Raw genomic sequence first — 12,366 nt, 5'->3', positions numbered from 1 at the left:
TCTTAGTAAATTTTTGAGAAAGGTAGTAAAAATCACCCTTTTTCTCGAAAGTTTACTAAGGTATTTTATATTTAAATCGCTTTACATACATTTAAAATCTATTATGAACTACCTTTTTATCTGCTCCGCTAACAAACAACGCTCTAAAACAGCCGAAGACTACTTTACTGAAAAGCATCCCAAACACAAATTCCGAAGTGCAGGAACAAATAGCAAAATTTGTAGAAAGGAAGGCACTACTGAACTCACCGAAGAATTATTAGAGTGGGCAGATAAAGCGTATGTAATGGAAAAGAAGCATTTTGACCAGATTAAGAGGCATACTGGGTCAAAATATTATTCAAAGATTACAGTATTACATATTCCTGATATTTATCAATATTATGACAAAGCGCTATTAAGGATTTTGGACGAAAGAATTAGGTTTTAGAATAGCCATTATACTGGTAGTTTCATAAAAAAACTGTAATATTTACCAATATAATGGTAATTATTGGATAGGTTAGATGCGTAGGCTCGAAATTATATTTGAATTAAAGAGATACAAAAAATATTTATAAAGTAAAAATCACACCTTCTAAGAAGGTGGCTTTTAGGCTACCCCCATAGGGGGGGGCGGTAAAGTTACAGGTCAAACCGCTGTTGTTGATCCTCGACCCTACCTTCCTCCTTTTCTTGGTGCTTCACGTATTTCCGTATCAGTTCTTCGTCCTAGCCGACAGTGCTGACGAAATAGCCTCGTGCCAAAAAATGGTTGCCCCAATACGGCTTCCTCTTCAATCTCGGATAACTCTTGAACAGCTTTATGGCCAACTTCCCCTTCAAGGTGCCCATCAACTTGGAAACCGAAACCCTTGGTGGAATCGAAACCAAAAGATGGACATGGTCTTCCTGTACACTCAGCTCTTCCACGGCGCAGCCTTTCCACTCACAGAGCATTCGGATATCCTTGTTCAAAAGTACTTTTATATCACCTGTGAGCACACGTAAACGATACTTGGGAACCCAAACTATATGGTAATCGCACTTGTAAACAACATGGCTTAATTTCCTATATTTACCCATATCCCAAATATAGGCATAGCCTTTAAGAACATGACCACAACCAAAGGAGGTGGTTTTTTAAGGTTAAATAAAATTTACACTCATCTATACTTATTTGAATTCAAAGATGGTATAAAATCTTCAAAACTCCTAAACTTTGTTAAAAAGGGCTAATTCGGTAGACATAGAATTTAAAGCTGCCTTTAAGCCCTATAAATGCTATAAAAATGAGAATTTGGATGGTTCCCTTTTTTTCTTGAAAAGGTGAGGGAGAAATCCTAAACGGGAAAGCGGAGCATATGCATACATATATATAAAAAGAAACTATTTACATGTATGTTCGTCATCCTAGCACACTGCCCAGTTTGAACATTGGCAAATACATTGCGACAAGAATAACCCCGACCAATATGCCTACAATAAGAATAATCAGGGGTTCCATAAGCGTGGATAAGAGTTTGGATTTTTGTTGTATCTCGATATTATACTGTTGGTTAAGACGGTCAAAAATGAATTCGGTCTGGTTGGTTTCCTCGGCAACTTTGACCAAGGAAACCATACGATGGTCGAACATGGTATTTCCCTTAAGGCTATCGCTGAGCCCTTTTCCTTGTTTAATACGTTCTTCTACCTGCGACAGGGCTTCTCGCAAAGGATAAAAATCAATCATACGTCCCACCAACTGGATACTATTGAGTACCGGAAGCTTAGAAGAAGTCAACAAGGTTATAGCTTGGGTAAACTGTGCCAAATACACGGATTTCATAAATTTTCCGACATAGGGCAGGCGTAACACGAGATAATCTTTTCTTCGCTTAAACCATTTTTTGGTTGTAAATCGTTTTTGAAATACCAACAAAAGAAAAACAGAAAACACAATCCACCATCCATAGGTTCCAATAAAATCGGAAGCACTGATAATCACTTCGGTAATCCAAGGCAGGTCTACCTTATTTTGTCTAAATATATCTTGGAACATGGGAACGACCATTCGCAACATGAAGGTAACTACGACGACGGCTGTAATCAATATAATGATGGGATAGGTCAGCGCATTGACCAAATTTCTGCGTTGTTCGTTTTTACCTGCAAAAAACCGACCCAATTCCGTAACAACTTCTGCAATAGTCCCTGTTTCTTCGCCAATTTTGAGCGAGTGATATTCATACTCGGTAAACTCAGACTTTTCTTGAACAACTTCGGAAAGGTTATGTCCTGATACCAATCCATCGACCAAATCATGATAAAATAGTTGTTGTTTTTCTTTTTTCTGATTCTCTTCAATAAGGGTCAAAGCCTCTTTTAAGTGTATCCCCGCTTTGAGCAATACACTTAATTCCGTATAAAAATCTTCCTTTTTTTTATTGGAAAAGGATTTTCCAAAAAGCGTTATCTCTTTTTCCAACAAAGCGGTCAAACCACTTTTTCCAGTGGAAGAAGAATTGGTCTTGGCAGAAACTGTATTGTCGAGTTTAAATCCCATTAGCGCATATAGTCGGCTGAAGCATTATGTTTGTAAACAAATATCCGTTTTGAACCCTGTTCTTTTCCGGTCAGCAATTCAATTGCATCAATAGAACCGGATGATATGGATTTCCCATCAAAATAAAATTTCTTTTCTGCCAATCGTACATGAAAAGTATCCTTTTCACGAAGCACAAAATCAGTTTCAAACGTATAAATAACTTTTTCCAAAGGATTACTGCCTTGTAACCTATTTGAAATCCTATCAAAATTGAATTCGGAATATCTATTAAAATCAATCCAAAGGGCCTGTCGCAGCAAATTGGTTTCCGTTCCCTGCTCATAATTACTTTCAATAGCCCACATTTGCTTTTGAACCAAGCCCAAAATAGTGAAGGCCAGCCCCACTACAATCACTGTAATCACTAAGGCAATGACCATTTCGCTTAAGGTGAATGCTTTGAATCTAGTGGCTTTCATTGTTCTGTAACAAATATGTTTTTCTTGATTTTTGAGTTTTCCTGTTCTTGGCGATAAGCGATATCATTGGGCTTCCCCTTTCATGATAACGGACTATTTCAATATCCCAATCCTCCCAATCCTCAAAATAAGGGAGGGTCAAACCACCTTTGATGTATTTATATTCCAATTGATGCAATTTTTCCGAAATGGGTTCCATATTTCCGCTTCTGTGTGTAGAGAAAGTAGCCTCCATTACCAAACTAGCCATCATAAAAATGATGACAATAAGTACGGTGGCCACCATGGTTTCCATTAGGGTAGAGCCTTTGACTCGTTTTAGTACAGCCATTGTACAATGCTTTTAGGATTATTGAGTTCATCAAAAATAATACCTGAATATTCTAGAGGTAAAGCATCACTATCAATAGTTCCATTAAAAAGATGATTTTGATAGATACTTCCATTTTCCATAGCCATAAAGGAACGGGTAGTCACACTGCCTTTAACACCACCTTTAAGTTCCAGATTCTGTTCACAAAAGACTTCCCCTTGAATATAAGCTTGTTTACCAACATGGATTTGGGGATAAAATAGTTGCTCCTCCGACTTTCCCAAATACATGACCGCCCCTCTTATAATTGTATTTTCTGAAATATTAATATTTGTTTCCCTTACTTGGGATGTGTCCGAATCCCATTTTCTTTTATTGTTCACTACAATCGCCGAAGGATACTCCAAAATACATGATTTGCCCACATTGATTTCACTTTGAGCTATGGCCTGAAATTGTCCTAATGTTCTATCTCCAATGTAGATTTTTGGAGCCAAAAGAAGAACGTCGGTCAATTGTGAAGAATTATCGACAGCTATTCGTTGGGATGCTTGTACGATAATATTTCCGATTAAGGTTACCCCACTCAAATCAATGAAATCGCCCGAAATTGTTACAGCAGGGTTTAGAAAAGAATTCTGTACTACATCTCCAGAGACTACCGATATGTTTTGTCCAGAATAGTTCCTCTGTGGTTGTGAAACCAACAGGCTTAAATGGTTTAGCAAGTTTTTATCCAACTTTGGAAGACGTTCGCTACTTCCCTTTTCACGACCATAGACTAGGTGTTTGTTGTAATAGGACTGACCAGCAATGTTCCCGGGTCGTATCCCTTGTTGTGGTAGATAGGCATCACCGATAATTCGGGACTGGCCGACAATAATCATGGGGCGTTTCAAATCTTGCAGATATAAAGCAGGCCTATCAATAGGAGAACTGCTACCGACCATGGCGGTCTTGCTTATTCGATTTTTATTAAAAGTGGATGTCACCGTATATTTCTCAAAAATACCCCAATAGCTTTTGATTGATTTCACTTTAATTTGATCCGTAAAACCCAAAGCAATAGGTACTGTGTCATTTACAGTGGTCTCTTTTTGCAGGGCTATCTGAACTCCTAAATCCGCATGTTTTATGGTATCCACTAATCGCAGTGTTTTTTTACCGAAGAAAGAATGGGTATAGCTCAAGGTTACAAAAGCCAAAAGTAATAAAGCGATGACCACCCCGATGAAGAGCACAAATTGCAGTGCGCCCGCTTTTATCCGAAGATGTGATTTAGCCTTAATATTGTTGATTTACGATTATTGTTGAATGGGAATTGTTCGTATTTTGCCATTACTTCTCACCCGTATTTGAGAGGCCGAACCCTTAATTAGGGTTATGCCTTGGCTACTATATTTAGGTTTCATCAAGTGTTGCTGTCCATTGATGGTCACAAAGAATATTTTTTGCTTGGTACTGTTATCGGTCACATATCCGGTATATAGTATCGTGTTCTTGGGTGTGTTTTCCTCTACTATTTCGGGTACTATTATCTTTTTTTTTGGTGCTTTTGGCACGGTGCCGAAAAAAGGGTCGCGATAGTTCGCCATAATACTAAAAGTATCCTTAGGCTTGATTTTTTTTGGTTTGAACTTGATATTTTGTACGGTCGGAACCTCCGTGTTATCCGAAGATAATGCAGTAATAATCTTAACAGCTATAATACCCCAAATGATGATTACCAATACTAATAACAGATATGTTTTGGTTTGCTTTTTCATTTAGTTTATTGTAAAATCAAAGGTTTCCGAAGGGTTGCTTTCATTCCCGGCCGCATCAAAGGCCTTCACGAACCAATAATACGTATTTGACCCCAAGTCGGCAGTAAATGATTTATTGGCGCCCATTCCCTTGATTTCTAGGGTCTGTAAATTCTGATCTGTAAATATATAGATGCTGTCCAGTTCCGGACTACCCGAAACATCGGTCCGTGACCAGGTAAAGGTAATATTCGTGTTATCCGTTACACTTTCATCGGAAGGCGCAATAAGGCTTGGTATATTTGGCGGAACCAAGTCCGCATTTTCATCGCCATTGACCGTAAATGCCGCAACGGTATATCCGGTTTCAAAGCCCCCGTTCAGTGCTTTAATGCGCCATGTGTAGTCTCCGTTCAATAGACCTAAATCCCGAATTCTTGTCATAACAAAACCCGTGGTGTCCTGCACTACGGTACTATCCAAAAGAATTTGTACTGCATTCTCAAAATTAGGTCGGGCCACTTGGATGTTGTAGGATGTAGCATCCGGTATGGAATTCCAATTAAAACTAACACGATTCCCTGTTATGGTAGCACCATCAGTAGGGGCAAGCATCTGTACTTGTTTTTCACTAATGTCCGGCTCTTCCAAAATATCCTCACAGGCCAGCAACATAACCGCCAACAAAAAATACAATCCTATACTTCGTAGCCTCATATTAAAACTTTAAATAGCTTTTGTCCGCTTTTACTTTCGAGGGTTTTACAAATGTGCCTTTTGGGCATTTACTACCATCGGAGACTATATTTTCTATCCGTTTGCGATGATATCGGTCCTCTCCCCAACAAAAGGAGGAGTATTCAAAATCAAAAATCTGTATTTCATTAAAATTTACCAATTCTTCCTTTCCGTTTGCAATCAATACCAATTGCACTTTATTGAATTTGTCTTGTATCAAAACTACATTATCGGCAAGTTCAAAAGTCGGCATTACGGTTTCTGGAACGGTAAAATCCATACGGGTGACGATTTTATAGTCAGCATCATTTGCCAAATATGATAAAACAGCTTCATTTGGTTCACTGTTCAATGCACGGGTCAATCTTATTTTGTCAACCAATTCCAAACGCAGGTACTTCGGTTTATAGGGTAAGGAATCATTATAAGCAATAGAATTTATTTTCCCAGCACTCGACATATATTTTGCGTATGTGTTGTAGCTGTCCGGATTAAAAGGAAGTTGCCTTATGTTTACAGTCATAGGCTCAGACCATAAAGGTATGCCTACTTGCTCCGATGTGCCGTACCATAGCATACCTTTTTTCTTAATTATACTGCCCAACTCCGGAAAAGTCAAGGCACTTGTCCGTTGTTCGGCCTTGAACGAGCCACAGGAATAAAACAATACTACCACAGAAAAAATATAAATAAAACAGTTTTTCATCAATGGGATTTATGTAATCTAAAAATAAACAAAATGGAGGAGAAGCTGCACAAAACATTTTAAATTAAGGGCATTTCTACCTTTTTAAGGTAAAATGTCCCGTAAACACTTTTCCGTTATCGTATTCATAGCGAAACCAATAGTCAGATGCAGGTAATGGTCTTCCGTTGAAGGTACCGTCCCAACCGACCGAAGTAGGCGATAGTTGATGCAGTAAGCTCCCATACCGATCGTAGATGGAAACCACGGAATCGGGATATCGGTCCCCGCCTATAATGTTCCAATGTTCGTGCGACATGTCCCCATTGGGTGTAAAGAATTTTTCGTAGCCGAGTGCAGTAACGGTTTTTGATATGGTCCTACATAGGAATATATCCCTTGCAAAAAAGTTATATTCTCCTGGGAAGACCTCAAAACGGTTATCGGTCTGAAAAACTATACCATCCATAGAGTATTCAAATTCCCCTGTTCCGTTTACGTTTAGCGAAATATCCACTTTATCGGAGAATTCCCCAATTTCTATTTCAAGGCTTTCGGGAGCCCCAGAGGAAAAGACCTCAAAACTTTTTATATTTTCACAGGTTAACCCATTGTTGGTTTGGGTAATGGCAAGGGAATATTCCCCGATTTCAATAATATCCAAATTCCTACCCGTTCCTATTTCAATACCGGATTCGTTCCTCCACGACCAGGTCTCGAAGTTGCCTGCGTCAATGATGAGTTCGGGACTATCAGGACAGATAACATAAGAATCCTCGATATTGATTTGAGGTAACGGGTTTACTATCAATTCCAGAGGTACCGTTTTATAGCATTCCCCATAGTCAATATTCTGAATGCGAGCGTAAAGCGTCTCTGTCAGCAGCGTATTGCTATAATTGGTTTTTGGCAACGGGCTTTCCAATAATAGGGCATCCGTTTCACTGGCGAAATAAAAGACTTCAAATTGTGAGGGATTCTGGGGGCCTAAAATTTCGATATCCTTGGAGGTCAAATCAAAAATTTGCCTTCCCGTTTCTTCGGTATCACATACAATAAAAGGCGTAGGGGCATTGGCCTCAGGAATGTCTTTTACCCTTATGATAAAACTATCCACAACAAAACAGACTGGGTTCGCCACACTGGTCAGCCTGTAGAATACTTCTTGGGTTTTGGCAGTGTTGTTCCAAATACCTACAATCGGGTTTGCACCCGTTTCCGCTTCTACCCTATTCTCATAAAAGGAAACGGTAAAATCCAAGGCCGATTGTGCGCCCAGTATTTCCATATTTTTCTCGGTCAAATCAAAACCATAAATCGTATCGTTATTATCATCGCAGACGTTCCAATCTGTAACATTCTGTAACACGGGAGAATCGTTTATCGATATATCGAACGAAATTGTATCGTAACAGTCCGTGCTTGAATTATTGCGTATCCTCGCATACATGGTCTGGTCATAGGGAATGGTATTGGTAAAAGATGATGCTGTTACCGCATCCATACCGTTATCTGCATCAAACTGCGTAATATGGTAGGTAACCGTAAAACTACTGGCATCCTGAGTGCCCAGTATTTCTGGATTTTTAACGGTCAAGTCAAAAACGGAAAATCCATCATTATCATCGTCACAAACGCTAATAGCACTTACACTGTTTGCCGTAACGCCAGGAATGACCTCAACAGCGAAATTTCCCGTTTTAAAACATTCGGTAAACGTGGCGTTTTCTATTCTGAAAAACACCTGTTCCGAAGGATTACTATTTGTATAGCTCAAACCTAACGGCGCTGTACCCGCATCGGCATCAGTTTGCGAGCCGTGGTAGCTTATATTGAAAATCGATGCGTCCTGAGCGCCCAGTATCTCTGAATCTTTAGTGCTTAAATCAAAATCAAAGAACCCGTCCGTATCATCATCGCATACCGTCCAATCCGAAATTGCCAAGAGCTCTGGTGCCTGTTTTACAGTAATGATGAAACTGTTTGTGTCATAACAGCTCGTATTGTTCCTATTATAGATACGTGCATAAATGGTTTGGTTCAAACTAGTTGTGGTATACGTATTTGGTATGGCCAGTACCCCGTTTTCAGCATCTATTTGTCTGGAATGGTAGGTGACCTCATAATCCGAAGGGGACTGTGTTCCCAAAATTTCAGAATCTTTAAGGGACAGATCGAGTTCTATGGATGTGGTTGTGGAACACACCTCGATATCGCTTATGATATTGGCCATAGGTGTCTCATAAATAGTAATATCCTTTACCTCTGTTTTGGTCTCAGAAGCCGTAGCCGCAGTCACACTTACTGTATAAATACCTGAATTAGCATATATATGTGTGGGGTTTTCCAAATTGGAAGTAGTGCCATCACCAAAATCCCAGGTTATACTAGTAATGGGTTCGTTAGTTGTGACCGAGAATTCAGTGGAATCCCCTAAGCAAAAATTATTGGCACGCAGTCCAACGATAAAGTATGTTTGGATAAATGGGGGCAATCCTAACCTTGAACGTCTGCTTCCCAAACTTACCCCGTTTTCTACATATCCAGAACCTGTTCCACCTACATTTGGATTATTGATAACCCCTAAGTAATATTGATTAAATTGTGTAGCATAAATTTTTCCGTCTATGGCCAGTTGCAACGCACCGATCTCTACAGATTGACTAGCCACCAATGTGGCGGATGCTTCAATTGAGGTAGCATCGTAATTGGAAAGGTCAAATTGATAGATTCTACTATTTAAATTGGGGTAATTAAAATAAATGGTACTCTGTACATACAATTTACTACTGTCCGATGAGAATGCCAAACCATAATTCCCCATTATTCTTGTACCCGCAATGCCATTGTAAAATGACTCAAATTCCAAAAAATCACTGATTACACCAGTAGCATTGTTAAAGCGAAAAAGTTGCAGAAAATTTCCTTTAGAGGCCGCCGAAGCCAAAAAATTACCATCTGGTGAAAACTTTAAATAGCCTCCCACATGCCTTTGCTCCGTAGCCGGTAACCCAATAGCAGATACAATCGGGCTCACACTTACTCCTGCGGTTGTAACCAGATAGGCTATGTATTCATTTCCAAAGTTACGATGTGCCACTACCCATATATCAGTACCATTGGCATGGGCAACAGCCGTTAATTTTTCCAGTACCGGAGTTTCCAGAAGCACATTCTTGACCGTAATATCACCTAATCCCCCATTCAAGGTCAAATCCACGATACTGTACTGCAGACCTTCTACATCTGCCAACTCATCTACGGTAAAAACATAGTAAATATCCAGATTACCAGGAGCGGGAACAATAATACCGGACTGGGTACTGGAAGGATGCCCATTTAGACCTGTGCCATTCGGCATTTGATCGTGATTACGGTCCCAAACGGTTACCCCGTCCGTATAGAATAAAAGATTACCGTTAAAGTCGGAAATTACAGAACAACCTTCTTGGGTGCGTATTTGACCATCTAAAAGTACCACGGGGGCACCAGTGTTAAAATCCAGTCCAGCGTTTTCCCCAAAATACCAAACCGCGGCTTCCTTTTGGGCATGACTAAAAAAAGAAGACAATAATAAGAATAATACTAAAAAATAATTTCTCAAGTTGCAGAAAAATTTGAAACCGAGTTTTGTATGAAAAAAATAGTGCAAGTTAAGGGAGCTAAAAAGAGGTTATTAAAAGTTGAGCAAATATATCTTTGAGGTTAAATACTAAAAACGGAACCCAAAGCCAGCTTTAAAAATATTCACACGAGTATTGAACTTTATGTCCTGTGCCTCACCGGGGGATAAGTATATGTAATCATATTGCACCTTAATAAAAAAGCGGTCAGTAAAATTAAAAGAAACCCCACCATTAATATTCAATCCACTTTCCGTATCACTTATCCTTGAAACCCCTTCTTGATTAGAATCCAGTCCGTCAGCTTTGAAAAATAAGAAAGAATAACCTATTCCTATGTAGGGTCTTATTTTTCCGTTCGATGTCAAATCTAGTTCGGCAACCGCCCTTGGCTGTAATATCACCAAAGTGCTATTCCCAGGTCCAGATTGGTTATTGTCGGTCAATAATCCACCATTTAATGAAATTCCCACCTTTGCTGGGTCAAATTCCAAAAAATGGTAGTCAGCACCAAGTCCTACAATTCCATTGAAATTTTCTCCTACAAAATTGTTATCAATTGGAACGGGATAATGTAAATCAATACTAAAATTGGAATTTTGGGAATAGACCTTGATTGAAATAAGAGTTACGGCAATGATTAATAAATTTAGTTTCATAATTTAATTTGTATTTAAGATTACCAACACTATATGATAATAGTAGTATTACTTTTTAAGGTATCATTACATACTTAAGTCCTGTGGCAAATCACCTCCAGCGGCTACAGGGTAGCATAGTATTGCGCTTGATTTAGAGTCTTGGAGAAAGCACCCATAGTGGATACAAAAAAAAGAGTATTAAGGTTTTTTTCATAAAAAGAATCTGGTACAGGTTGTTTAACAAATATAGAAAATGTATCTAAAGGATTATTAAAATGTAAGAAAATTAGATAAACGACACTGTAAAGACGCTTATTAATCGTATACAGCTGTGTAGGTTATTAACGCAATGTTATTGGAACCCTTTATCTTTCCGCTTAACTTTTACTACAGTATCACAAATACTGCGGTAAGGATTTTTTTTTGATTCTTTATTCCTGCTCTTGCTGGCCGCTAGTCACAAGCTAGTGGCAACAGAAGTACATCAAAAATCACTTAATATATTTTCGATTTCTCTATTGTTGACTTATTAAATTTGACGGGAGATTATAACTATTTTCTTCTATTAATTTACCTTCTCTAAAAATCTATATCCTAAAGAATTAAAAATAATCGTCGCCAATAGCGAATGAAGATATGTTTTTTACAATTATTTTTGCTAATCCATTTGTTTTATTACACCGAAATATTTATCCAACCTATCCCTTTTATCATAAAGATAGATATTTGATTGTGTTATATTTGTTGGGTTAACTACGTAAACAGAAAGGGTGGTCGCAGGGCGAACTCGCCAAACAGATTGATGCTTCCCGTGAGGCCATTGGTAAATACGAGCGTAACGAGGCCGTGCCGTCCGTTGGTACGGCAAAGAACATTGCCGATGTTTTCGATGTTTCCCTTGATTATCTCGTCGGCGAGGGGGTAAATGCCTTTTTCGACAAAAAGACCGTCAAACGCCTACGGGACATCCACAACCTTGACCAAGAGACATGCAACATGCTCTTTCGCCTCATCGATACCGTGCTGCGCGATACCAATGCTAAAAAGGCCTCGCACCCTAAATTTTTACGCATAAAAAACCACAGCTATTAACTGTGGCTTTTTATTTCTTATCTAAATGCAAACTTTGCATCTTTGGGTCAATCTTATGAATTTTTAAAGCCCTCTATTATTCTTAATAAAATCGAAGAATTTACCTTTTTTATAAATGTGTAGATTCATGCTTAAAACTATGGAGTTGTTTTTATAGTCCTCTATTTGTTTATACTTCTTGCTCAAATTCATAGTGCTGTTTTTTAGTATTGCAATCAGGTTATTTGCATCGTCATCAACATGAAGCATAAATGTTTCTGACTTTCCGATTATATTGATTACTCTTATTGTATGGGACACTATACTTTCGGTTTCTTCCAATAGAAAAGCCATCCCCTCAATTGCTGGCACTTTCGTTACATCTTTTTGGATTTTACTGCGATGGTAGTAATTTTCTTTTAAAACCGATTTATTCACAACGGTGTCTTCATGAATTATCACTTCTTTCATCAGTACTTCTAGGCACTCCTTTGCATATCGCAAGTGAGAATGTCTGTTTAATAAATTCTGATATTTTTCAACTATATTTTTATCCATAAAC

General features: G+C 38.6%; 11 protein-coding genes and 2 pseudogenes. 2 read left to right on the top strand and 11 right to left on the bottom strand.

Features of this window, described 5'->3' with window-relative positions; translation table 11 throughout:
- Positions 1-103 precede the first annotated feature (103 nt).
- Complete coding sequence (locus tag HYG79_RS16015) at positions 104-430, top strand: phosphotyrosine protein phosphatase (RefSeq protein WP_179243070.1); 327 nt, start codon at positions 104-106, stop codon at positions 428-430.
- Positions 431-624: 194 nt separating this feature from the next.
- On the opposite strand, the pseudogene tnpA reads toward HYG79_RS16015, so the two are convergent.
- The 10 genes and pseudogenes from tnpA to HYG79_RS15965 form a co-directional block, all read right to left on the bottom strand.
- Positions 625-1,065: pseudogene (gene tnpA / locus HYG79_RS16010) on the bottom strand (IS200/IS605 family transposase).
- A 322-nt stretch (positions 1,066-1,387) separates the two neighbouring features.
- The gene (locus HYG79_RS16005; RefSeq protein WP_179243069.1) at positions 1,388-2,527 is read right to left on the bottom strand and encodes a type II secretion system F family protein; all 1,140 of its coding nucleotides are present in this window, start codon (positions 2,525-2,527) and stop codon (positions 1,388-1,390) included.
- Positions 2,527-2,988, bottom strand: coding sequence for a PulJ/GspJ family protein (locus tag HYG79_RS16000; RefSeq protein ID WP_179243068.1), 462 nt, complete (start codon positions 2,986-2,988; stop codon positions 2,527-2,529). Before HYG79_RS16000 ends, HYG79_RS16005 begins: the two co-directional genes overlap by 1 nt.
- On the bottom strand, positions 2,975-3,319 hold the full coding sequence (locus HYG79_RS15995; RefSeq protein WP_179243067.1) for a hypothetical protein: 345 nt from the start codon (positions 3,317-3,319) through the stop codon (positions 2,975-2,977). Before HYG79_RS15995 ends, HYG79_RS16000 begins: the two co-directional genes overlap by 14 nt.
- Complete coding sequence (locus tag HYG79_RS15990; RefSeq protein ID WP_179243066.1) at positions 3,307-4,446, bottom strand: hypothetical protein; 1,140 nt, start codon at positions 4,444-4,446, stop codon at positions 3,307-3,309. The genes HYG79_RS15995 and HYG79_RS15990 overlap by 13 nt, the downstream gene beginning before the upstream one ends.
- A gap of 159 nt (positions 4,447-4,605) precedes the next feature.
- Entirely contained in the window at positions 4,606-5,067 is a 462-nt protein-coding gene (locus tag HYG79_RS15985) for a hypothetical protein (RefSeq protein WP_179243065.1), read from the bottom strand.
- Entirely contained in the window at positions 5,068-5,763 is a 696-nt protein-coding gene (locus HYG79_RS15980; RefSeq protein ID WP_179243064.1) for a hypothetical protein, read from the bottom strand. It abuts the gene before it with no gap.
- A gap of 1 nt (position 5,764) precedes the next feature.
- On the bottom strand, positions 5,765-6,490 hold the full coding sequence (locus tag HYG79_RS15975) for a hypothetical protein (RefSeq protein WP_179243063.1): 726 nt from the start codon (positions 6,488-6,490) through the stop codon (positions 5,765-5,767).
- A gap of 76 nt (positions 6,491-6,566) precedes the next feature.
- The gene (locus HYG79_RS15970; protein ID WP_179243062.1) at positions 6,567-10,073 is read right to left on the bottom strand and encodes a T9SS type B sorting domain-containing protein; all 3,507 of its coding nucleotides are present in this window, start codon (positions 10,071-10,073) and stop codon (positions 6,567-6,569) included.
- Positions 10,074-10,181: 108 nt separating this feature from the next.
- On the bottom strand, positions 10,182-10,751 hold the full coding sequence (locus HYG79_RS15965) for an outer membrane protein (RefSeq protein ID WP_179243061.1): 570 nt from the start codon (positions 10,749-10,751) through the stop codon (positions 10,182-10,184).
- Between the two features lie 747 nt (positions 10,752-11,498).
- Here HYG79_RS15965 and HYG79_RS15960 point away from each other — a divergent pair.
- Positions 11,499-11,825, top strand: a pseudogene (locus tag HYG79_RS15960) (helix-turn-helix domain-containing protein); the annotation flags it as partial.
- 63 nt (positions 11,826-11,888) lie between these two features.
- Here the strand turns inward: HYG79_RS15960 and HYG79_RS15955 are convergent.
- The gene (locus HYG79_RS15955) at positions 11,889-12,362 is read right to left on the bottom strand and encodes a hypothetical protein (protein ID WP_179243060.1); all 474 of its coding nucleotides are present in this window, start codon (positions 12,360-12,362) and stop codon (positions 11,889-11,891) included.
- Positions 12,363-12,366: the final 4 nt, after the last annotated feature.

It is taken from the genome of Costertonia aggregata (assembly GCF_013402795.1).
Taxonomy (GTDB): domain Bacteria; phylum Bacteroidota; class Bacteroidia; order Flavobacteriales; family Flavobacteriaceae; genus Costertonia; species Costertonia aggregata.
Note: the sequence above shows the minus strand (reverse complement) of the source record. Positions and strands in the feature narration are given on the sequence as shown.